General features: G+C 39.5%; 23 protein-coding genes. 13 read left to right on the top strand and 10 right to left on the bottom strand.

Going from position 1 to position 23,664, the window contains the following annotated elements; genetic code table 11:
* Positions 1–115: 115 nt before the first annotated feature.
* From B1202_RS09125 to B1202_RS09110, 4 genes are all read left to right on the top strand, one after another.
* The gene (locus B1202_RS09125; protein ID WP_078190286.1) at positions 116–1,543 is read left to right on the top strand and encodes an aspartate ammonia-lyase; all 1,428 of its coding nucleotides are present in this window, start codon (positions 116–118) and stop codon (positions 1,541–1,543) included.
* A 113-nt stretch (positions 1,544–1,656) separates the two neighbouring features.
* Positions 1,657–2,826 carry a hypothetical protein gene (locus B1202_RS09120; RefSeq protein WP_078190445.1) on the top strand — a complete coding sequence of 390 codons (1,170 nt, stop codon included), beginning with the start codon at positions 1,657–1,659 and terminating at the stop codon, positions 2,824–2,826.
* Positions 2,827–3,062: 236 nt separating this feature from the next.
* Positions 3,063–3,668: a TetR/AcrR family transcriptional regulator gene (locus B1202_RS09115; RefSeq protein WP_078190285.1), complete on the top strand. Its 606-nt coding sequence runs from the start codon at positions 3,063–3,065 to the stop codon at positions 3,666–3,668.
* A 74-nt stretch (positions 3,669–3,742) separates the two neighbouring features.
* Positions 3,743–4,423 carry a hypothetical protein gene (locus B1202_RS09110; protein ID WP_078190283.1) on the top strand — a complete coding sequence of 227 codons (681 nt, stop codon included), beginning with the start codon at positions 3,743–3,745 and terminating at the stop codon, positions 4,421–4,423.
* Between the two features lie 29 nt (positions 4,424–4,452).
* Here B1202_RS09110 and B1202_RS09105 read toward each other — a convergent pair whose 3' ends face one another.
* Both B1202_RS09105 and B1202_RS09100 read right to left on the bottom strand, forming a co-directional pair.
* Positions 4,453–5,148, bottom strand: coding sequence for a pirin family protein (locus B1202_RS09105; RefSeq protein ID WP_078190282.1), 696 nt, complete (start codon positions 5,146–5,148; stop codon positions 4,453–4,455).
* 191 nt (positions 5,149–5,339) lie between these two features.
* Positions 5,340–6,560 (bottom strand): L,D-transpeptidase family protein, encoded by a 1,221-nt coding sequence (locus tag B1202_RS09100; protein WP_078190280.1) that lies wholly within the window; start codon positions 6,558–6,560, stop codon positions 5,340–5,342.
* A gap of 205 nt (positions 6,561–6,765) precedes the next feature.
* Between B1202_RS09100 and hemE the strand changes: the two genes are divergently transcribed.
* From hemE to B1202_RS09075, 5 genes are all read left to right on the top strand, one after another.
* Complete coding sequence (hemE, locus tag B1202_RS09095; RefSeq protein ID WP_078190279.1) at positions 6,766–7,836, top strand: uroporphyrinogen decarboxylase; 1,071 nt, start codon at positions 6,766–6,768, stop codon at positions 7,834–7,836.
* Between the two features lie 40 nt (positions 7,837–7,876).
* Positions 7,877–8,671, top strand: a complete 795-nt coding sequence (locus tag B1202_RS09090; RefSeq protein ID WP_228145156.1) for a DUF817 family protein — start codon at positions 7,877–7,879, stop codon at positions 8,669–8,671.
* Between the two features lie 147 nt (positions 8,672–8,818).
* Entirely contained in the window at positions 8,819–9,289 is a 471-nt protein-coding gene (locus B1202_RS09085; protein ID WP_078190276.1) for a DUF3015 family protein, read from the top strand.
* A gap of 109 nt (positions 9,290–9,398) precedes the next feature.
* Complete coding sequence (locus B1202_RS09080) at positions 9,399–11,273, top strand: DUF4105 domain-containing protein (RefSeq protein ID WP_416202524.1); 1,875 nt, start codon at positions 9,399–9,401, stop codon at positions 11,271–11,273.
* Positions 11,274–11,379: 106 nt separating this feature from the next.
* A complete protein-coding gene (locus B1202_RS09075; RefSeq protein WP_078190273.1) occupies positions 11,380–12,756 on the top strand; it encodes a diguanylate cyclase in 1,377 nt (458 codons plus the stop codon).
* Between the two features lie 79 nt (positions 12,757–12,835).
* Here the strand turns inward: B1202_RS09075 and B1202_RS09070 are convergent, their stop codons facing one another.
* The 7 genes from B1202_RS09070 to B1202_RS09040 all read right to left on the bottom strand — a co-directional run bounded on the left by B1202_RS09070 (position 12,836) and on the right by B1202_RS09040 (position 18,318).
* Positions 12,836–13,192: a cupin domain-containing protein gene (locus B1202_RS09070; protein WP_078190272.1), complete on the bottom strand. Its 357-nt coding sequence runs from the start codon at positions 13,190–13,192 to the stop codon at positions 12,836–12,838.
* Positions 13,193–13,310: 118 nt separating this feature from the next.
* The gene (gene folE / locus B1202_RS09065; protein ID WP_171262632.1) at positions 13,311–13,859 is read right to left on the bottom strand and encodes a GTP cyclohydrolase I FolE; all 549 of its coding nucleotides are present in this window, start codon (positions 13,857–13,859) and stop codon (positions 13,311–13,313) included.
* Between the two features lie 95 nt (positions 13,860–13,954).
* Positions 13,955–14,644 (bottom strand): Smr/MutS family protein, encoded by a 690-nt coding sequence (locus B1202_RS09060; protein ID WP_078190270.1) that lies wholly within the window; start codon positions 14,642–14,644, stop codon positions 13,955–13,957.
* Between the two features lie 111 nt (positions 14,645–14,755).
* Positions 14,756–15,739, bottom strand: a complete 984-nt coding sequence (locus B1202_RS09055; RefSeq protein WP_078190269.1) for a hypothetical protein — start codon at positions 15,737–15,739, stop codon at positions 14,756–14,758.
* Positions 15,740–15,845: 106 nt separating this feature from the next.
* The gene (gene trpC / locus B1202_RS09050; protein ID WP_078190267.1) at positions 15,846–16,652 is read right to left on the bottom strand and encodes an indole-3-glycerol phosphate synthase TrpC; all 807 of its coding nucleotides are present in this window, start codon (positions 16,650–16,652) and stop codon (positions 15,846–15,848) included.
* A gap of 16 nt (positions 16,653–16,668) precedes the next feature.
* Complete coding sequence (gene trpD, locus B1202_RS09045; RefSeq protein ID WP_078190265.1) at positions 16,669–17,715, bottom strand: anthranilate phosphoribosyltransferase; 1,047 nt, start codon at positions 17,713–17,715, stop codon at positions 16,669–16,671.
* 18 nt (positions 17,716–17,733) lie between these two features.
* Positions 17,734–18,318 (bottom strand): anthranilate synthase component II, encoded by a 585-nt coding sequence (locus B1202_RS09040; RefSeq protein WP_078190263.1) that lies wholly within the window; start codon positions 18,316–18,318, stop codon positions 17,734–17,736.
* A gap of 888 nt (positions 18,319–19,206) precedes the next feature.
* Here B1202_RS09040 and glnA point away from each other — a divergent pair.
* Positions 19,207–20,622, top strand: coding sequence for a type I glutamate--ammonia ligase (gene glnA, locus B1202_RS09035; RefSeq protein ID WP_171262625.1), 1,416 nt, complete (start codon positions 19,207–19,209; stop codon positions 20,620–20,622).
* Positions 20,623–20,718: 96 nt separating this feature from the next.
* Positions 20,719–20,997 (top strand): hypothetical protein, encoded by a 279-nt coding sequence (locus tag B1202_RS09030; protein ID WP_078190260.1) that lies wholly within the window; start codon positions 20,719–20,721, stop codon positions 20,995–20,997.
* Between the two features lie 82 nt (positions 20,998–21,079).
* Here the strand turns inward: B1202_RS09030 and B1202_RS09025 are convergent, their stop codons facing one another.
* Complete coding sequence (locus B1202_RS09025) at positions 21,080–21,994, bottom strand: polysaccharide deacetylase family protein (RefSeq protein WP_078190259.1); 915 nt, start codon at positions 21,992–21,994, stop codon at positions 21,080–21,082.
* A gap of 203 nt (positions 21,995–22,197) precedes the next feature.
* Between B1202_RS09025 and B1202_RS09020 the strand changes: the two genes are divergently transcribed.
* Both B1202_RS09020 and ubiA read left to right on the top strand, forming a co-directional pair.
* Positions 22,198–22,683 (top strand): chorismate--pyruvate lyase family protein, encoded by a 486-nt coding sequence (locus B1202_RS09020; protein ID WP_078190257.1) that lies wholly within the window; start codon positions 22,198–22,200, stop codon positions 22,681–22,683.
* Between the two features lie 22 nt (positions 22,684–22,705).
* A complete protein-coding gene (gene ubiA, locus B1202_RS09015) occupies positions 22,706–23,587 on the top strand; it encodes a 4-hydroxybenzoate octaprenyltransferase (protein WP_078190255.1) in 882 nt (293 codons plus the stop codon).
* The last annotated feature ends 77 nt before the right edge of the window (positions 23,588–23,664 follow it).

The raw sequence follows: 23,664 nt of genomic DNA, 5'->3' as shown, positions 1-23,664 counted from the left end.
TAGATAAAGCGTTTTAAGCAAGTATGAAGCATAAAGGGTGCAATTTTCCAAAATGGAGGATTGCACAAAGTTTGAATCAGAATAAACTCAATTCAGGCCATATAGGTGCGAGCAAATGCAAACAAGGATAGAGCATGATTTATTGGGAGCGAAAGAAGTTCCTGTCGATGCGTATTATGGTATTCATACCCTCAGAGCCATCGAAAATTTTCAAATCTCCAATGTGAAAATTGGACAGTCACCGCACTTTATTCGTGCCTTAGGTTTTGTTAAAAAAGCGGCAGCTCAAACCAACTTTCATTTTCAGCGTATTAGCGCACAGCAACTTGCAGCTATCGAATATGGTGCCGATCAATTGATTGAGCATCCTGAAAAATGGGCGGAATCCTTTCCCATTGATGTTTATCAGGGAGGAGCAGGTACCTCGGTCAACATGAACTGTAACGAGGTGATTGCCAATATTGGTTTGGAATTCTTGGGACTGAACAAAGGCAATTATCGTGAGTTGCATCCCAACGATCATGTAAATAAATCGCAATCGACCAATGATGTTTATCCGACAGCGTTACGAATCAGTTTGTATCAACGCTTGGATGATTTATTACAGGGACTGACAGGCTTAGTAAGCACCATTCGACTCAAAGCAGACGAATATAAATTTGCCTTAAAAATGGGCCGTACCCAATTGCAAGATGCGGTGCCGATGACCGTTGGGCAAGAGTTCAGTGCCTTTGCCACATTATTAAATGAAGATCTACATTTGATCGATCAGATGCGTCAATTACTCTTGGAAATTAATCTGGGCGCAACAGCGATTGGTACAGGTGTGAACTCCCCAGTCGGATACGCACATCGTATTACCGAAAACCTCAGCCAATTGACCGGCTTATCGTTTAAAGGCGCGGAAGATTATATCGAAGCGACCAGTGATTGCGGCGTATTTATTATTATTTCAAGTACCTTGAAACGCTTGGCTTGTAAGCTATCAAAAATCTGTAATGACTTACGTTTATTGAGTTCAGGACCACGTACAGGTTTGGCTGAAATCCGACTGCCAGAACTGCAGGCAGGTTCATCGATCATGCCAGCCAAAGTCAATCCAGTTATTCCAGAAGTCGTGAACCAAATCGCGTTTAAGGTCATGGGCAATGATTTAACCATCACTATGGCAGCAGAGGCGGGGCAACTTCAGTTAAATGTCATGGAGCCGGTCATTGCATTGTCACTCAACGAGTCGATTCAATTATTGGTGGAAGGCATTCATACCTTGAATGAAAAATGTTTTGCAGGCATTCAGGTGAATGAACAACAAGCCTATGACATGGTGATGCGTAGCGTGGGCATCGTGACTTTACTTGATCCGATATTAGGACATGAGCGCTGTGATGCGATTGGTAAGCAATGTATTGCAGAAAATAAAACCATTCAAGAGGTTGTACTGTCACAAGGATTGATGACAGAGCAAGAATTACAGCAAGTTTTCTCTTTTGAAAATTTAATTACCGAAGTGAAGGTCAGTGAAAATTTGCAAGACATTGCATAATTTTTTTAGCCGAAATTCAAAACAAACAAAGTTTTATATATAAAACTTTAAGGTATAAGGAAATCAACATGAATAATAATATTTTTCTCAATCCTAAGGTTGTATCGGTTGCGATGCTCTTGCTATGTAATAGCTTCGCAACGACGCAGGCTAAAGATGATCCGCTCGAGTGGAAAAGTGAAGACGGGGCGCATAGTTTTAAAGTTGGGGGTGTAGTTCGTTTCAATCATCGTTATGAACAATGGGATGCCAGTGATAAACGTGGTTTTGGAAAATTAGACTTCGATATTTTCCGTTTAGATTTAAAAGGCAAGTCGGATGATGCTTATTTAAATGCCAGTTATTTGATTCAAGATCAGGAAATGATGTCCATTGAAAAGGCCTATGTCGGGTATAACCTGAATAAAAACAACAGTATTGAAGCAGGTTTTGTGTATAAACCATTTGCGCTCTATCCCTATCCACAAAATGGCTGGACCTATCATATTCCGTTCTTTCTCGGTTATGGCAATAACGCTGCGCCGGGCCTGAACTGGAATTACAATAATCCAGAGTGGGATATCAAAGTCGGTTACTACCCACGCATGCTAGAAACCAATTTGCGTTATTCACCGGAGTCGGCAACTTATGATGATCTTTCTGAAAATCACTTGCCATTTCAAGCCGCTTATCAAAATGAAAAACAGAATCAGTTGAATACTCGTATTGTGCGCAAATTTGGCAACGATCAAGTGGGTAAACATGAAATTGGACTTTCAGGTGCGGCTGCGCAATTACACAATAAAACCACGCAAAAAGATGGTAGTTACTATGCGGCTGGTTTGCATAGCAACAGCAATTATCAGCGCTGGAATGTACAGTCCTCCGTGATTCATTATCAATATGATGCTGAAAACCCAGAAGGTGTAAATGATGATATGACATTAATGGGTGCGAATGGCTTAACACCTGCGTATTTCATTGCCTCTGAAGGGACGGTTTCAAGTTTAAATATTGCCTATACCTTACCTGTGCAAAATATGGGGAAATTAAAAGCCATTCGTTTTTATAATGATTATAGTTATTTAGACAAAGAACGCAGTGATTGGGCAGCTTCGCAAATGAACACGACAGGTGCGATGTTTATCGCTACACCATTTATGGTCTGGGCAGATTATACCTGGGGCAAAAATGCCAATATTATCGGTGGGGCGACCAATGGCACAGGCTTTACGTCTGCAACTTCTGAAAATAGTGATAAATGGATGTACCGTGTCAATTTAAATATTGGCTTTAGTTTCTAATCAAAATCCAACAAGCGAAAACCTCTGTTAAAGCAAAATGGCTTTGATAGAGGTTTTTTTATTGGAACGATTTAGAGATGCATACAGATACTTTTATTTCTTCTATTTTTTTTCTTCGTTAATTGAAGACACATGCAAACTATGGTGAATCTAATTTAAGATTTGCGAAAATGAAAAGATCGGTTTAATATTTTACTGAACATTTGTTCAGTTAATTTAGTAGTCGCAGTCAAACTATGTCCCGTGCCGATCAAGCTTTAGAAACTCGTCAAAAACTCCTCGATAATGCCTTGCTACTCTTTTCAGAGCAGGGCTATAGCAAAACCTCTATTCGGGCATTGGCACGTAAAGTCGGTTTATCTGACGGCATTTTGTATCACCACTTTCCACAAGGCAAACAGCAAATCTTGAATGTGTTACTGACTCAAGGTGTGCAACAAGCGCTGACACAGTTAAATCAATTTAACCAAGACTTAGAGCATTCACCGCTCGAGAAAGTTCTGCATACGTTGTGCGAATTATGTGTGCAGCTTTTCTCAAATAATAAAGCACTGCTCAAGGTGATTTTGCGTGAAAGTGAAAACATGCAACTCAGCGAAATTCATGTCATTAGTCAATTGTTTCAGTCACGTCAGCAATGGCTGACAGCATTATTACAGCAGCGTGCTTTACAACATGAAATTCGCGATATGGATTTCAACATTGCCGCACAGCAATTTATGGCAGTGAATATCCAATATGGACTGACTTATTTATTGGACCTACATATTGGCTGTGATATTTCAAAATTGGATGAACGTCAGCAATTGATTCAACAGACCTTAATGTTATGGCGGCCTTAAACCTTAAGGCTTAGCCAAATTTAAATTTTTTTAACTTTTAATTGAACGATTGTTCAGTTAAATGGAGGTTGAAGATGTATTTTGGACATTTTGCAGTAGGGATGGCTCTAAAAGCCAAATACAAAGAAGTTCCATTAGTGCCTATTATTTTAGGCGCTGGCTTTTTAGATCTGATCAATGGGACATTGGTTGCTATCGGCATCGAAAAAGTGACGCCGAATCTACAAGCATTGCCATATTTATATTTTGATTTAACGTTTATTGATTGGGATCACTCACTGGTGATGGCGGTGATTTGGTCGATTGTTTGGGGTGCATTTTTTTGGTTTAAAGATAAGCATATTGCGACCATTGCAGCCTTGTCATGTTTTCTGCATTTTATAGCAGATATCCCTATGCATAATGCAGATATGGCCTTGTATCCTTACGCACAGCAATATTTAGGTTTTGGCTTATGGGGGAAATGGGGCATTTGGTCTTGGGTCTTTGAAATTGGATTTGCTGCCATATTATTGGCTTATGCCTATAAAAAGCATGCTCAAAGAGGTGAAAACATTACTTGGCAGCTCTGTTTCATCGGCTTATTGGCGCTGCAAATGTCACCGTGGACATCTCCAATGAAACATGTGGCCATGCTTGCTGAACCTTATGCCTCAATCCTACATGGCATCATGGTGGCTGCAGGATTTATCATTCCAACTTTGGTGTTGATGTGGTTGTATAAACGCAGTGAACGCCTGAGCCAAGCGGCATAAAAAAAGCCCTCACATTTGAGGGCTTTTAATTATTTAACTTCGGGTAAATCAAACCAAATCACTTGAGCATCTTCAAGCGCTTCAATTTGGCTATCTTCTAAGAAGGCAATTGCACCACCAGCTTCAACTTTATGTTCAGCAATTTGCACTGAACCTGAAATAACATGAATATAGTTGATATGCTGTGTTGCATGGATGTCTAAAGATTGACCTTTCGTCATAAATGCAGATTTAACTTCCGCTTGCTGACGAATATGCATAGCTGCTTTGTCATTTGGACCGACAATTAAATGCCATTGATTGGGTTGATCGCGTGGATCACATTTAATTTGTTGATAGGTCGGTTCAGCATCACGTTCATTTGGAACGATCCAAATTTGTAGTAAATGCACATCTTCATCACCTTGGTTCATTTCGCTATGGCGCACACCTGTACCTGCGCTCATCAGCTGCCATTCACCCGCAGAAATGCCACCATGGTTGCCCATGCTGTCTTTATGCGTAATGGTACCTTTTAACACACAGGTCAAAATTTCCATGTTGTCATGTGGGTGTTGACCAAAACCTTCATGTGCTGCAATTAAGTCATCATTAATTACACGAAGCGCACTAACGCCCATGTATTTCGGGTCATACCAGTTACCAAAAGAGAAGCTGTGTTTAGACTCAAGCCAGCCCATTTTTACGTGACCGCGGTTTTCACTTGGATGTAAAAAAGCATTCATGGCATTTATCCTTATCTTAATTATTGAACATGTACCTATTTTAAGATTGAACTAAATTGGGATATATAGTTTTTTAGCGACAATTCATCCTATTTTTGCAACGATCATTCAGGATAGAGTCTTTTGTTATGCATGGATCCAAAGCTATAAAAAAGCCTGCATCAAGCAGGCTTTTTTAAATATGACTAAAATTATTCTAAGAATTTAACAGTCACACCAGATTTCACTTTCTTACCTAAGTCATTTGCATCCCAGTTGGTCAAACGAATACAACCGTGTGACGCAGTTTTAGAGATAGCAGATGGGTTCGGTGTACCGTGAATACCGAATGATTTTTTGCTCAAGCCAATCCAGATGTTACCAACAGGGCCATTTGGACCAGGTGGTAATGAAAGTGGTTTTTTGTTGTTGCCTTGAACAAAGTTAGACGGTGAGTAGCTGTACCATGGGTTTGGTGCAACACCTGTAACTTTGTATGTACCTGTAGGTGATGGAGTATCTGAACTACCAATTGTTGCAGGGAATGAACCGATCATTTGGTTGCGGCTATTAAACAAGTAAAGTTGTTTCGCGCCTTTATGTGCAACGATTAAGTGAATATCTTCAGGAACTTCGTTACGAATATTCGCAACTAAGATTTTTTCACCAGCTTTTTTAAATGTTGCTTTTGGATTCAACTTTTTCAAAAAGTCTTCGTCCATATGGAATTTTTCACCCAACATTTCAGTCACACGTGTGTAGTACAAGCCTTTCATTTTTGCTTGTAGTGCATAGTCGTGTGGAATCGATGCTGCATAAGGACCTTTCAAGTCTGCATCAGTCAACGTGTATTCAATAAATGCAGGTTTAGAACCTTGTTTCGCAATCAGCGCATCCCAAGTTTCTTTAGTTAAAGTCCCTGTAGGTTTCAAGCTATTCATTTGTTGGAATGAAGCGATCGCCTTTAAGGTATTTTTACCACTGGTACCATCAATTGCACCTGGTGAAGCATGTGCATTATTGAGCATGACATGCGCACGCGCATAAACAGGGAACTGACCTTTACCAATGTTGTCATACCACTGTGCATTATTTAGGTCATTTAAACCCCAAGCAACTTTGGCAGCAGGCGAAGTTGATGTTGGAGTTGTAGCAGTCGCTGTAGCAGGTGCAGCACCGATGTCGGCTTTAACATCTTCTGATTGTTGCAGGCTGTCTAAAGTTTGCGATGCTTGGTTCAGATCTTCTTGTTCTTGAGCGCTAATCTGGCTAGTTGCAGATGAAGCTTCAGTCGCTAACGGATCAATGGGATCCTGAACTGCAACATTAGTCACTTTTTTTGGCGTTAATGGTTGTTCAGCAGTAGATGCGGCAATAGCTGTACCAGCAAATATGCAACTTAGGCTCAGTGCGAGCATGGTGCGAACGAACATGTAATTCAACCTTAAGAATTATTCATTTACTGTGTATTAAAAACTGGCTAAGTATTACAGAAAAAAAGTGGAGATGCAGTAGTTGTTTTGTGTAAATATCATTTTTGGCACTCAACATGATCGGTTTTTAAATGCTTGAGAAGTTATTATATTTACAACCTTTTTGATATGATGATGCCAATATCGAATTAAGTTGGGAAAGTGAATGACGACCTTAAAAAATGATCGTTTCTTGCGTGCCTTATTACGTGAACCGGTAGATGCAACTCCGGTTTGGATGATGCGTCAGGCTGGCCGTTATTTACCAGAGTATCGTGAAACACGGGCAAAAGCGGGTGATTTCCTATCCCTTTGTAAAAATACAGAATTTGCTTGTGAAGTTACTTTACAACCTTTGCGTCGTTATGACTTAGACGCAGCCATTTTATTTTCAGACATTTTGACTGTACCTGATGCGTTGGGTTTGGGACTGTATTTTGAAGCAGGTGAAGGTCCGAAGTTTCATAAAACTGTACGTACCGAACAAGATGTACTGAATTTACCTAAGTTTAATGCCAAATCTGACTTAGATTATGTCATGAATGCTGTGACTACGATTCGTTCAGCATTGGGCGGACAAGTCCCATTGATTGGTTTCTCAGGCAGTCCTTGGACATTGGCAACCTATATGGTGGAAGGCGGTTCAAGCAAAGATTTCCGTTTTACGAAACAAATGATGTATGCACAACCTGAAGTGCTGCATGCTTTATTAGACCGTTTGGCTGTGGCAGTGACTGAATATCTCAATGCGCAGATTGATGCAGGTGCCCAAGCTGTACAAATCTTTGATAGTTGGGGTGGGGCATTAGCACACCGTGAATACATTGAATTTTCACTAAACTACATGCAAAAAATCGTGGCAGGTTTACAGCGTGAAAAAGATGGACGCAAAGTTCCTGTGATTTTGTTTACCAAAGGTGGTGGTCAATGGTTAGAGCCAATGATTGCAACGGGTGCAGATGCCTTTGGTTTAGATTGGACTACGCCATTAAATGTGGCGCGTCAAACAGTTGCAGGCCGTGCAGCATTGCAAGGCAACTTAGACCCAGCAACATTGTATGGTTCGCCTGAAGCAATCGCGAAAGCGACGCGTGCAATGTTAGATGATGCATATACCAACGGTGAAAAAACCGGTTATGTGGCGAACTTGGGTCATGGTATTACTCAGTGGGTAGATCCAGCCAATCCGAAAGCCTTTATTGATACGGTACACGAATATAGTGCCAAATATTTATAAGGCTTCAGGGAAATAGGTTTAGGATTCAACCGTGGTCAAGATTATAAAATCATGTTTTGAGTTCTCTTATAAGGCAGCTTCGGCTGCCTTATTTGGGATATTACTGCTGATCGCTTTTGCATTAACTGCAGCAATGGGAAGTCAGGAATATTTTGGCTTTTTCCGTTATGACTATTTATTGTTTTATGCACTGATCATTCAAGTGAGTTTACTCTACTTAAAACTCGAGTCTTGGGCGGAAGCAAAAGTCATAGCACTGTTTCATCTGCTGGCTATGGGGATGGAAATATTTTTGACCCATCCACATATTGCCTCATGGCAATATCCTCAGCCTGCGGTTTTCAAACTGCTGACCGTGCCATTATTTGCAGGTTTTATGTATTCGGCAGTAGGGAGTTTCTTTGCGCGTTCGTTACGTTTATATCAGGTATCATTCAGTTACTTACCGCGTTTTGGCAATATGCTGTGCTTAGCTGTTTTGTCATATCTGAATTTTATGACCAAATTTTTTGTGCCAGATATCCGTCTGTTTTTGTTTGCTTGGAGTGTGGTGATCTTTTGGAAAACCAAGCTGAGTTTTCAATTACAAAATCATGTGATTCAGTTGCCCATGTTACCAATACTGTTGATTTTGGCATTTTTGATTTGGATCGCAGAAAATATCAGTACCTTTTATCAAATTTGGTTATATCCAAGTCAGGTCGATGCATGGCATATGGTCGGTTGGGGGAAACTTGGTTCTTGGTATTTGTTGCTATTACTCAGTCTAGTTTTAGTACTCAAAATTCTTGGAAAACGTGATGAAAATGGTACTTGGTTGCTCAAAAAATTGTGAAAAAGAACGTATTATTTTTAGCCAAAAGTTTTAGATGAAAATGTTTTGCCTTATCTGAAAGATCAAGTTAATCTACAGGTGTGTAATCAAAATTACACATGTTTTAATAATTAAAAACAATGGAATAAAATTCCCTGGAGAAGTGCTATGTTAAAAAAATTAGCTTTAGTTGCAGTCGTTGCACTAGGTTCTACAGCTGCTTTTGCTGACCGTGACGTAGGTTGTGGTGTTGGTTCTCAAGTTTGGGCTGGTCAATCAGGTAAAATTCCTAAAATTTTAGCTGCGACTACCAACGGTATTTTTACTAACCAGTTACTTGGTATTACCTTTGGTACTTTAGGTTGTAGCGGTACAGGTACAGTGACTGCTCAAGCGGTAACATTTACCAATGAAAATGCTGAATCACTTGCTCGTGATATGGCAGTTGGTCAAGGTGAGAGCCTGAATGTTTTGGCTGAGCTTTTAAACATCCAATCAACAGATAAAGCACGTTTCTTTGCTGTGTCTAAAGCAAATTTTGCTGAAATCTATTCAGCTGAAAACCAGTCTTCTCTACAAGTACTTGCTTCATTACAAAGCGTAATGGCGAAAGATGAAGTACTTAAAGCATACGTTTAATCGATGCTTTCAAAACCCTGTCTCTCGGCAGGGTTTTTTATTATCTAAAATATATAAAAATGGATTTGAATATAACTGAATGAAATCAATTGCTTTATTTTGTACCTTTATGATTCCGAGCATCTTATATGCTCAGCAAGTTGTAGATCCAAACCTCTCTAAAACCGTAGAGCTACAACGATATATTGAACTTGCACAATCAAAAAAACTGTCTGAACACATCAGTTGGCAACGACTTTTATATACAGATCATAAAGGACAAAGTGAAGTTACCTATGCAGGTTACTTTTTGGCTGAAAATGGCCGTCAAAATGCTCAAGCCGAATTAGAGGCAGATGTCGCTGCACTGTTTCAAGCCACCGAACCTAATCAAGCCTTTCGTTGTCGTTTCCCTGCGCGTAGTCAGTGGCTGATGCAAGAATTATCCATCCGTTCAGAGCAGTTACCTGTGGTGAGTTGTCCTGAGTTTGATGAATGGTTTGGGAAAATTAAGCCTTATAAAGCCACGTTAATCTACGCCACAGACTTTATGGGTAATCCAAGTTCTATGTTTGGACATACCTTGTTGCGTCTCGATCCGAAAGATCAGAAAGAACTAAATTTGGTGTCCTATGCCATTAACTATGCAGCGACAGTTGCAGGTGAAGATAACTGGTCTTATGCATGGAAAGGCTTAACAGGGCAGTATCCTGGCGAATATTCCTTGATGCCGTACTACCGGAAGGTGAAAGAATATGGCGATTTTGAAAGTCGTGATTTGTGGGAATATGAGCTAGCACTGACCGAGCAAGAAACCAGTTATTTGGTTAAACATATTTGGGAAATGCAAAATGTCAGTTTTCCCTATTATTTCGCTAGCGATAACTGTGCCTATCGATTATTGGGCTTAATGGATTTGGTTCGCCCGACACTGAATTTAACCCAGAAGTTTAAAGTTGCTTCTATTCCCGTTGAAACGATTAAAGCGATCAATGATGAACAACTGATTCAAGCAGCGGTGTATCGTCCTGCATTAGAAACGCAGCTTTTGTCACAAGCGCAGCAACATGGATATCGTTTAGCACGTGAAGCACATAAGCTCGCTGAAATTAAACCTGCGAACATGTCGACAGCACTCGCTCAGTTTAATGAAGCAGAGCAAGCGAAAATATTGGAAATGGCGTATGACCATCTGTATTTATTGCTGATTGGTCGAAAGGTGAGTGCGGAAGAAACGCAGCCTAAATTGCGTCAAATCTTGGCCTTACGAAGTCAGTCTTCACAACCAAAACAACGGACTGAACCTAAACAGCCAAGTCTAGATCCAGTCAATGGACATCATGCGCGAAATTTTTCAGCCACAGTAGGCAAAGTTCAAGGTGAAAAATATATCGAACTCAGTCATCGTGAAGCCTATCATGACTTGATTGATCCACAAGGTGGTTTTCGGATTGGTACGCAGTTGATGTTTTGGGATGGCTCGATCCAATATCGAGACGACCAATTCAAACTCAATCATTTTGATTTTTTATCGGTCAATTCTTACAACCCGATCACGCCATTTAAAACACCGCTAACTTGGGGTTTTAATTTTGGCTGGCAGCAAGTGTCAGTAGATGCAGGTCAATTTAGCGAAACGAAACAACATGGCGTTGCTGAATTAAAAGCGCAATCCGGTTATAGCTGGGCCAATCAAGAACGCACGCATTTGTGTTATGTGCAGTCTCAAATGCAAGTGCAGGGCGGTAAGTCACTCGATCAGGGATGGCGAGTGGGCCTTGGGCCGACATTGGGTTGCCAAAATATTTGGTCAGAAAAATTCAACAGTTTGGTTCTGGCAGAGCTTCCGTATTGGGAAGATGCACATCAATGGAATCTGAAACTCGATGCTGAATTACAATATATCGTCAACCAACAAAATGCTTTAAGACTAGGCTATGAATATCAGCAACAAGATGATCAAGATTGGAATAAATTGAAATTGAGTTATGTATTTTTCTATTAATTTTTAAGATAGATAAAATGTGAAATATCAAATAAATTTGTTTTTTTATGTAAGTAAAGCAAGGTATGATTGCTAGCTTTGTAATAGCTGTGGTTTGTGTCACCGAATGAATCAAGAATGTATTACAGGTCTAAGTCAGACTTGGAAAGATATTTGTGATCAATATACTGAAAATGAACATCTTGCAGCATTGCAATTTATCCAAAGGCATGTTGAACATTTAGTTACTGTTTTTTATGAACAAATGTCACGTGAGCCAGAGTCAGCTGAATTTTTTAAAGACGATATCATTCAAAAAAGGCTTATCGACACCTTAAGAAAATGGTTGTTAGAAACGTTTAATGTCGCACTGAATGGTGAATTTGAAAGCTCAGTCAAAAGACAGCAGAAAGTTGGAATGGTACATGCGCGTGTTGGTATTCCGTCATGGTTTATCATGCGTGGTGTACGTGAAATAGAACGTAAAGTATTTGAAATTTTAGAGCTAAACCAAACGCAAAATATTCTCCATATGTGCAGTTATATTGTGCAAATTATGGGGTTCAGCACAGAAATTATGTGCCGATCTTATGAGATCAATACGGAAAAAAACCAAGAAACAAAACACAATTATCGCTTATTTTCAGCGATGCAAGATGTGGCAGTACATAAAGATAAACAACGGGGTTCATTACTCGATTGGGAAAATGAACTGATGTTTAAAATCTTTTCGGGCAATGTCGGTTTTTATCATCCCTTATTTTCAAAATCAGAGTTTGGGCTATGGTTCATTCATAAAGCGGCATATGCTTTTTCAGGTTCAGATCAGGTTCAACTGATTATTGACCGAATTTATGAAGTGGATCAATTAACCCAGCAAACGATGCAGATGACGGAAAAAGATCAGCTGCAACAGTTGATTCAACAGATTCGTGAATTGAACCGTGAAATTCAGCATCTAGTTGATCAACTATTTCAAGTGGCTGAATATATTGAGTCTGGCAATGATTCTTTGACTCAACTCCTAAACCGTCGTTATCTCAGTACGATTATTTCACGTGAAATTACCTTTGCGCGGCAAAATGAAACACCGTTGTCTTTGCTCGCCTTTGACGCGGATTATTTCAAAATGATCAATGATAAGTTTGGTCATGCGGCAGGTGATCTTGCGCTCAAATTTATTGCCGAAGCCTTACAGCGTTATAGTCAAGGTAGCGATTATGCATTCCGTATCGGTGGGGAAGAGTTTTTATTACTCTTGGTTGATACTGGTGTAAACCGTGCGATGAAAATTGCAGAAAATATTCGCCAATATATTGAAAAGGGCTTGATCCGAACGGCACAAGGTCAGCAATTTAGTTTTACCGTAAGCATTGGTTGTGTGCAGTATGATGGTCATCCTGATTATCAGCGCTTCTTAGATGCAGCTGATCATGCGCTGTATGCGGCAAAAAATAATGGTCGAAACTGTATTCAAGTCACAAAGCATTTGTCGTATATCTAATTCATTCTGAGAATAAAAAACTCCCATATGTGGGAGTTTTTTTATGGGGAAATACGCTTTATGCGAGATGTACCGTAATTTAAACTTCGACAACTACATAGTATTTTTTGACGGCTTCAACAACTTCAAACTTGCCCTGAAACGATGGGGGAATAATGCCCGCTTGGCCAGCGGAAACTTCGATATACCCGCCTTGTTGATCATGAATACGTACTAAACCTTCAAGGATTGTAAAAAACTCTTGTTTGTTCGGTGCAAAAACAATATTCCATGCGCCAACTTCACATTGCCAAATCCCGCAGTCCATATTGGGGTGTGCATACAGGCTTGTAGTTTCACGTTTGGGATTGCCCTGAACCAAACGGTCTGGGCGAGGGAAGTCTATGCTGTGTTTGGCTTGTGCTATACCCTGACCGGCAATATATACATTTGACATGATTCATCCTGAAATTCGTACGTTGCTATCAAAGCAAACGATTTGCGACATTAAAACACAAATAAAAAAAGCCTCAAGAGTTTGAGGCTTTTTTAAAGAGCTGACGCTCAATGTTCTATTAATAGCTTTCAGGCACAGCACTTAAGAATTCACGGCGTTCTTCTTTATTGGTTTTAAAGTCACCGACAAATGAAACGGTACGAGTTGTAGATTCTTGTTTACCAACACCACGCATCATCATGCACATGTGAGCTGAATCAATCACCACAGCAACACCACGTGCACCAGTCACTTCAGCCACAGCTTCAGCGATCTGCTGAGTGAGGTTTTCCTGAATTTGTAAGCGACGGGCAAACATTTCTGTAATACGTGCAAATTTTGATAAACCTAAAACATTGCCTTCTGGGAGATAAGCAATATGTACACGGCCATAAAAAGGCAATAAATGGTGCTCACACAAAGAATAGAATTCAATATTCTTAACTAAGACCATTTCACGGTTATCGGATGGGAAAACCGCATTGTTGGTCACTTCTTCAAGTGTCTGGCTATAACCAGAGGTAAGATATGAAAAAGCTTTAGCAGCACGCATAGGCGTATCTTTAAGACCTGGGCGATTCAGATCTTCACCAACGGCAGTTAGGATATTTGCGTAGGATTGCTGCATAGACATAAGACGTGTTCACTTACACTGAGAGATTGAACAAGGACGGCATTGTAGCAGAAAACTATTACAATGCCTTCTTTTGGAGTTAAATCCGATTATTGTTTAAACTGTGGGTTCTTTTCTGCACGTTTAAGCAGAACCAGTACAGCACCTGTACCGCCTTGTTTTTCTGGGGCGCTCACAAATGCCAATACATCACGATGTTGACGTAACCAACTATTTACATAAGTTTTTAAAATTGCTTCTGGCCCTTTGCCATGCACAATTTTAATGACGTTTTGATTGTCATCTTTCGCCATTTGAATGATTTGCAACACAGCCGAACGAGCTTCTTCTACAGTGCAACCGTGTAAGTCGACTGCTTCGAACCAACGTAGATTGCCAGCTTTTAAATCTTCAAAAACTTTATGCTGTAAGGTTGCAATGCGATAGCTTAAGGCCGCTTGACTGGCAACAGGGTTGAGCATCGCTTGCGTATCAGAAAGTAATGCATCATCTGTTTCCATAGGACCAATTGCAGCAGCACGTTTAGCCAAGGTTTGCGCATCAGGTTTTTTACGACCCACTTTTTCCATTTTTGCAGTATTTCCTGCATTCATTTTTTGAACACCTTGCATTTGCTTTTGGAAAAGCGCGAAGTCTTCTTCCTGCTCTTGTTCAACAGTCTTTGGCGTTGGCTCAGGCTGTTTAGCAATCGTTGAGGAATGTGGATTCGTAATTTGCTTTTTAAAAGATTTCAGTAGGTTGTACTGATCTTTTGAAAGCGAAGAATCGTGTTTGCTCATAATGAAAAAACGGGAAATATACAAAAATTTAGAGCAATTATAGCCTTAAATGGCACTGATTTGAACTGGAAAGACTTTATATAAAGAAGATCTCTTAATTCATTACAAGTCCTATTTGGGCTTCAAAGTTGAATTAATTAATTTAATAACTTTTTTATTTTTATATTGTTCTGCAAGAGCTAATGCTGATTGTTCTTCATTAAATTTAGAAATACACACGATTTCGGTTGAAGCGCCTTTTTCAAGTAAATAAGAAATTATCTGATATTGATTTAGGCGAATAGCTTTACCTAATGGGGAGCATCTAGTGAAATAATATGTTTGTGGTTCAACTTCATCTACTACAAGTTCATTTATTTTTCTAAGCTTCATTTTTTTGATGAAAGAAATATCTGTGTGCTCGATTGCCGCCATAATTAAGGTGGTATCATAAAATTCATTGTTTTCACCAAAATTTAAATATTCAAGATACAAATTTTTGGCTTTTTCATAATTATCAATATCATTTTTCTGTGTCAGGTTCTTTATCGCATTTTGGAAAAAATCATTCATATCAGCAAAATTATTTATTGCTGCATGGAACATGAATAGATTTATTAAATATGGCTCATCAGCTAAATTCTTTTTCAATAAATGAGAATTATCTTTATAAAAAATCTGTTCAAAATGATTTAATTTTTCCATGGAATAAGGGTGGGATTTAATATTGATTGGTTTTGATAAAGAATTTTTTTGTCCTTTAGAAATAGAAAAATAGGTTGAATTTTCAATATTCTTGTTTTTAGTATTGATTGAGAAATTAATAACTATTGGTAAGCCTTGATAACTAATGATTTCAATTTGATTCTTATTGAAATCATAATTTTTGCCCTTTAGCACGTTAGTATTTATATTTGGAAAAATTTGATTTAGGTCAATCTGCGCAGCAATGATGCCTTCGGGCATATTGGAAATATTAAAGTAGAGGATATGATTTTGGTCAATATGATACGGTGAGCCAGTATAAAGAGTTATATTTTTTGCCCAACTTATCTGGTGTAGTGAAACCAAGATTAATGAAATGAATAGAAGAGTAGAAGAAATAATCGACTTCATTATTTTTAATTCTCAAATGAATAAAAATTATAAAAAGGATGTGTAATTTTTTTAATATGGATGCAAAGGAGAAAAAGGGTGAGCGAACTCACCCTACATATTTCATTTATAATTTATCAGGCACACCAAAAAGCTCCTTAAACGCCTGATCAGGGCGTGGCTGCTTCATAAAACTTTCACCGACCAAGAATGCATGAATATCATGTTCTTGCATCATGGCAACATCCGCAGGTGTTGCAATACCGCTTTCTGTCACCAGCAGGCGAGAAGGCTCAAGTAATTTCTTCAAACGTAATGATGTATTGAGGTCAACCTCAAAAGTTTTTAGATTGCGGTTATTGACGCCTAGTAGACAGTTGTCAGAAAGACGCATTGCACGCTCAAGTTCTTCTTCGTCATGTACTTCAACCAACACGTCGAGATTGTGCTCAAAAGCAGTTTTCGACATTTCTTCGAGTTGTTGATCTGACAAACAAGCCACGATTAATAAAATACAGTCTGCATGTAAAGCGCGCGCTTCAATCACACCATAAGGGTCGATTAAAAAATCTTTACGTAGCGCAGGTAAGTTGCAATGCGTGCGAGCAATTTGAATGTTTTCATCAGAGCCTTGGAAAAAATCCACATCGGTGAGAACAGACAAACATGCCGCACCAGCATCTTGATACTGCTGCGCAATTTCAGCAGGGTTAAAGTTTTCACGAATGATGCCTTTCGATGGTGATGCCTTTTTAATTTCAGCAATCACCCCCGGACGTTTAGAGCCGAGGTTTTGTGCAAAACCTCGAACGGGTGTAGCTGCTTGAGCTAGCTCTTCGACATCTTTATAGCTACGTTGTTTAAGACGGGCTGCAAATTCTTCTTTTTTACGGTCAACAATTTTACCTAAAATTGTATTGGCGATATCTACCATGATTTGAGTCCTAATCTTAAGCTTCGTATTCTTTTAAAGTTTTCGTAAATTCAGACAAAATGCCCATTTTCTCTAGTGCTTGACCGCCATAGATAATGTCATGTGCTAATGCAACACCTTGTTTATAGCTATTGGTTAAGCCTGAAACATAGATGCCTGCACCTGCATTTAAAGCAATCATATTCGCGGCTTTATCACCGAGTGTAGATTTGTTTTTTCCTAAAGCATCTTTGATCAATTTTAAACTTTCCGCAGCACTATCTACAGATAGACCTGTTAAGGTTTGCGACTCGATATCTACCGCTTCAGGTTGAATTTCCCATTCAGTGACTTCGCCATCTTTGAGTTCTGCAACATAAGTACTTGATGCAAGGCTAATTTCATCTAAACCATCTTTAGAATGCACCACCAAGACATGTTCTGCACCAAGCTGTTTTAAAACTTCAGCCATAGGACGACATAATTCTGTAGAGAAAACACCAATCACAAAACGTTTTACGCCGGCCGGATTCGTAAGCGGGCCAAGTAGGTTGAAAATACTACGGAAGCCCAATTCTTTACGTGGACCAGCAGCATATTTCATGGCTTTATGATGATTAGGTGCAAAGAGGAAACCCACGCCCATTTCACGAATACAGCGTTCAGTTTGCTGCATGTTAAGGTCAAGGTTAATTCCAGCTTGTTCTAAAAGATCAGAAGAGCCTGATTTTGATGAAACACCACGACCGCCATGTTTAGCAATGGTTGCACCTGCTGCTGCAATGACAAAACTAGACGCAGTAGAGACGTTAAATAAGTTTTGACCATCACCACCTGTACCAACGATATCCACCAAATGTGGTAAATCACTGACATCGATTTTGATCGCAAATTCACGCATTACACGTGCCGCGGCAGTGATTTCATCAATACTTTCACCTTTTTGGCGTAAGCCCATCATCAGTGCGCCAATTTGAGCATCGGTCGCTTCACCTTGCATGATGGTACGCATCACTTCTTCCATTTGAGGTTGAGTGAGTTCAATATTTTTAGTGATGTTATTTAAAGCTTGTTGAATATTCATAATATTTTTTGCACTCGATTAAGCGTAAATTTCTAAGAAGTTTTTAAAGATTTGATGGCCATGTTCACTAAGAATCGATTCAGGGTGAAACTGCACGCCTTCGACAGGCAATGTCTTATGTTTAACACCCATGATTTCTTCCATCGTGCCATCTTCTTCATTGGTCCAGCAGGTCACTTCTAAACATTCAGGCAAAGTCGCTTGATCAATCACCAAAGAGTGATAACGCGTTGCGGAAAATGGCGAAGGGAGGTTGCTGAAAATGCCTTGATCGCTGTGATACATGTCAGATAAACGACCGTGCATCACTTTTTTAGCGCGAATAATATCGCCGCCAAAAGCTTGTCCTATAGCTTGGTGGCCTAAACACACACCCAGTAAAGGAATTTTTCCCGCAAAGTGTTGAATCGCAGGAATTGAAATACCGGCTTCACTTGGCGAACAAGGGCCAGGACCAATGACTAAATACTTCGGTTGCCATCGCTCGATATCTTCCAATGTCACGGCATCGTTACGTACAACTTTTACTTCCTGATTTAACTCGCCAAAATATTGGACGATGTTGTAGGTAAAAGAGTCATAATTGTCGATCATCAAAAGCATGAGCGTATTAACCTTTGAAATTTATGCACTTAACTGTGCTTTGAATAGTCCGAAATGATTCTAAATAGTTGTATATTGACCCAAATATCGTGTGGATATTTTTAATAGAAAAATAGTGAAATATTTAGAATGCAGCCAATCATAGCAAATATTATTCAATTTCTGCTGAACAATTTCGCCAAAGTTCATCGCAACTGAAATCATTTCAGCAAATTATCGACTTATAAATTTAGGATTTAAGTTGAACAAAGCAATCGGCTGAATTTAAGTGTTTAAAATGTGTTCAATTGATATTTTAAAAAGATCTGCTTGCTGTCGTTAAAAATATCAACTTAGGTTCAAAATGGAAAAATATGAACCGTTTTGAAGCAAAATCACCAAAATGGAGCACAATTAATGCAAAGGTAGATTGATTAAAATTAAAACAAAATGGTTAAATTTTCTTCAAAAAAGGAGCGATTTACTGGCTCAAAAAAGCTAAATATCAATCATAAATATAGTTATCACGCTGGTATTTTTCCAGCTATAACTAGCTAAATCATTAGTTTCTATCGTATTTAAATTCGACCTTAAAGCTTTAATAAAATCCCAATAATTTTATCGTTGAAAGCGATTAATCATTTTGGTGCATACTGGTGCAAAAACAAGTTGCACTATTTTGATACACCTGCGAGAAGTTTTTAAACAAAAGTGATGAAGAGTGGCTGAATATGGTGCATTTACTGTTACACACAGTATAATAGTCGAAAAGCAAGGAGCTAAAATCTTCTATTCTGATAAGGAATTCAGTATTTTAGCTTAGCTTTTAAAAGTTGGTACGGTAATTGCTTAATAACTACCAACTACTAACACGCACTTCAGTGTGCACAAAAAAATCATCGGAGCAAAATGAGCATGGCGAACAAGGTCCTTCAACTCATCCAAGAAAGTGGCGCAAAATGGGTCGATTTTCGCTTTACTGATACTAAGGGTAAAGAACAACACGTAACTTACCCAGCAGATTCAATCGACGAAGATACGTTTGAAGATGGCAAAATGTTTGATGGTTCTTCAATTGCTGGTTGGAAAGGCATTGAAGCATCTGACATGATCTTACGTCCAGATGCAGAAACTGGTTTTATCGACCCGTTCTTTGCAGAAGCTACAGTTGTTGTGACTTGTGACGTTATCGAACCTTCAACTGGTCAAGGTTATGAACGTGACCCACGCTCTATTGCTCGCCGTGCGGAAGAATACCTAAAATCAACTGGTATCGGTGATACTGCTTTCTTTGGTCCAGAACCAGAATTCTTCGTTTTTGACGAAGTAAAATGGGACATCGATATGTCTGGCGCGCGCCACACATTAATCGCTGAAGAAGCTGCTTGGTCTACTGGTAAAGATTACGAAGCGGGTAACTCAGGTCACCGTCCACGTGTGAAAGGTGGTTACTTCCCAGTTCCTCCTGTAGATTCTTCACAAGATATGCGTGCAGATATGTGTGCAAAAATCGAAGACATCATGGGCCCAGGTCGTGTAGAAGTACATCACCACGAAGTTGCATCTTGCCAGCTTGAAATCGGTGTAAGCTTCAACACTATGGTTCGCAAAGCGGACGAAGTTCAACAGTTCAAATATGCGGTTTGGAACGTTGCTCACCAATATGCTAAAACTGCTACGTTTATGCCTAAACCAATGGTTGGCGATAACGGTTCTGGTATGCACGTTCACATGTCGATCTCTAAAGATGGCAAGAACTTGTTTGCTGGTGATGAATACGCTGGCCTTTCAGAAATGGCGTTGTACTTCATTGGCGGTGTGATCAAACACGCTCGTTCATTGAACGCAATCACAAACCCATCAACTAACTCGTACAAACGTTTAGTTCCACATTTCGAAGCGCCGATTATGCTTGCTTACTCAGCACGTAACCGTTCAGCTTCTATCCGTATTCCTTACGTTTCAAGCCCTAAAGGCAAACGTATCGAAGCACGTTTCCCAGATCCAATGATGAACCCGTACTTAGGTTTCGCTGCACTTCTTATGGCTGGTCTTGACGGTATTCAAAACAAGATCCACCCAGGTGAAGCTGCTGATAAGAACTTGTACGACCTTCCTCCTGAAGAAGAAGCTAAAATCCCTACAGTGGCTCATAGCTTAGATATGGCGCTTGAAGCGCTTGCAGCTGACCATGATTACCTTCTTAAAGGTGGCGTGTTCACTAAAGAAATGCTTGATGCCTACATCGAACTTAAAACTGAAGAAGTTCGTCGTCTTAACACGACTACTCACCCAGTTGAATTCGACATGTACTACAGCTTGTAATTCTGTACAGAATTTCACTGTAAAAAGACCCGCCTTGTGCGGGTTTTTTTATGGGATGGGTTAAGATAAAGCAAAGAGTTGAATGAATATCTAAACATGGCAAAACCACGTAAAAAACATACCAGTTTTTTTCCTTGGATTGATCCATCGGATCAGGCAAAGGGATTTAAACTCAACTTCTCAGAAGTGACTTATTTGGAAGTGGGGCGGACCGTTGAAGGTTATAAACATGCACAATTTGTCGAGCTGAAAAACCCAGAGCTGGCATTGGAGTTTGATTACCCTGAAAGTTTTTATATTACAACCGAAGGGTTGGTTTTAATAAAAACGCCGCAAGGCAAATTTGAAGCTATTGCCAAGACAGATAACTTTTAATCCAACACTAAAACTTGATCTAAAAATTGACCTACAACATTGCAGGTCATTTTTTATTGAGCATCTGTCAATTTGCCAATCGTCATTGCAAACCATGCTGTTTTAAATTGTCGATTTCATAAGGCGCATCTTCGGCGGGGTAGCGTAAGTGTTCTAATCCTTTTGTTTTGGCAATCGACCAAATCACACTTTCACCCGCAGGGATGTTTTGACTGTGCTGCGTATATAGTGGGTCTTGTAGGGCGTCTGCTGCTGAAATAAAAGTCCAGCCACGTTGCTGAAAGGCAGTAATGACATCCTTTAAAAATGCGGCATTAATGGCATTTACATGTAAAAGTAAAACATGCTGTGGCGAAGGATTTATGGTGAGCTGGGCAAGTTGGTCATAATAATCTGCACGGTGAAGCAAGTGAGCAATATACGCTTGTTTTAGGCGGTCTAATTTGTCTTGATCTTGCTGTTTGGCATAGTCGAGATATTTTTGGTTATAAAACCAGTCACTGGCATCAATACTCACACCGCCAATACGGTATTGATGTTGCGCTAACCATTGATAGACAGCATCACGTTTTTCAGCGTTATTACCTTCTTTTAAAAATGGATAGCGGTAAATACGTGTGTAATTCGGCAGAGTTTTTAGCACAGTATCCGCCTGTTCAATGCTTTTTATATAATCTTTTGCGGATACATTTTCTTTATTCAGGTTTTGGTGCAATGCGCTGTGATTGCCAATTAGATGGCTGGATTGCCCCCATGCTTGAATCAGTTGCTTGCCTTGATAATCACCAATTTTAATCAGGCTCGGAAAAACAATACTTTTGATTTGCTGATCATGCAGATGCTTTAAAATTTGGGCATTGATTTGTTCCGCTTGGACGTTGAACGCTGGATTTAATCCATCATCAAAACTCAGCGCAAGAGATTTTGCTTGAACCGTGATATTGGCACAAAGTAAAACGAAAAAAATAAGAACATGTAGCGGGTTAAATGGAAACATTATGCTTGTGTAATTTAGTGGTTATCCACGACATCATACTGTGTATGTGAGGTTTGTGTTGATTGCAAATGTAATGAAGTACTTAAGCCGTTTTGTTTTTGCTCATTTTACTGAAAACAAGCTATTGCTCATGAAAAACGTTGTTGAGTTGGTTACACTAAGGATTCGCTATACTCAGCAAATGCTTATAAGGGAAATGAAATATGCAGCGTCAAGCATGCGAAATGCGGGATAAGAGAATGTCTCCTGAATTAAGAACATGGTTGTATGCTTCGGGTTCATTAACCCAACAATTAACAGATTTTGCCCAAGGCGTATTTAAAGTTGAGCCGAGTATTGAGCAATTTCAACGCATGACGCTTCAAGATGCACAGTGGCTGCAAATGCCAATACAGCACACAGCTTGGGTACGTGAAAGTTATTTATATGGCTGTGAAGCTGAGCCGTGGGTCAAGGCAAAAAGTATATTTCCAATCCTTAGCATACAAGGGCGTGCGCGGATTTTTCAGCATATTGGTAAAAAACCCATCGGACATTTTTTATTTCAGCGTACCAATCCGAAGTGTGAGCGGCGTGTATTGTGGCTAGACGATGGTTGGACACGTCAGAGCTGTTATACTTGGCATGGTTGTAAATTTATAGTTCAGGAAACTTTTTTAGCGAGTTTTGAGCAATATTTGCAGAAATAACATTACCAGATGAAGGACAGTCATGGCCGTGGTGCAACAGATTACTTGGCAGCAGCGTTTAGAAGCTTATTACTATTTATGTCGCTTCGATAAGCCAATTGGCACGGAACTGGTTTTTTGGCCAACCATGTGGGCACTGTGGATTGCCAATCAAGGTACACCGCAATTCAGTATTTTGATTCCCATGATTTTGGGCACGATATTTATGCGTGCAGCAGGTTGTGCGATTAATGACTTTGCTGACCGTAAAGTCGATGGTGCTGTGGAAAGAACCAAGCATCGTCCTTTAGCTACTGGAGTGATTAGTGCTAAAGAAGCCATATATGTGTTCTTGATCTTGGTGCTTGCTAGCGCATGTATGTTGTTCTTTTTACCGATAGAAACCTTTTATTGGTCCTTTGGTGCATTGTTTTTAGCGTTCATTTATCCCTTTATGAAACGCTACACGCATCTGCCACAAGTATTTTTAGGTGCTGCCTTTTCATGGTCGATTCCTATGGCCTATACCGCTGTTGGGCAAACACCTGATTTAACTTGTTGGTTATTGTACTTTGGTAATTTGGCATGGACCGTTGCATATGACACACAATATGCCATTACTGACCGTGAATATGATTTGAAAATTGGCGTGAAATCGACTGCGATTTTATTTGGTAAATACGATATTGAAATTATTTCATTATTGCAGGCACTGAGTATTGTATTGATTGGTGCAGCGCTGTATTTAGAAGATCTCTTGATGCCATTCGGTTTGGTCGCGTTGTTGGCTGTGGCTGCCGATTTTATTTACCAGTGGACTAAAACCAAAGGCCGCGATCCTCAGTTATGTTTTTGGGCGTTTCGCCATAACCGTTGGGTAGGGCTTATGATTTTTATTGGAATTTTTATGGCATTGGTTCTTTAATGTCATTGATCTGAAAATGTTTAAAATGAACTAAAGCATCCTATTCGGGTGCTTTTTTTTATGCATTAATAAAAAGG

The organism is Acinetobacter amyesii (assembly GCF_002018365.1).
Lineage (GTDB): Bacteria > Pseudomonadota > Gammaproteobacteria > Pseudomonadales > Moraxellaceae > Acinetobacter > Acinetobacter amyesii.
This window is presented reverse-complemented; position numbering and strand designations above follow the sequence as displayed.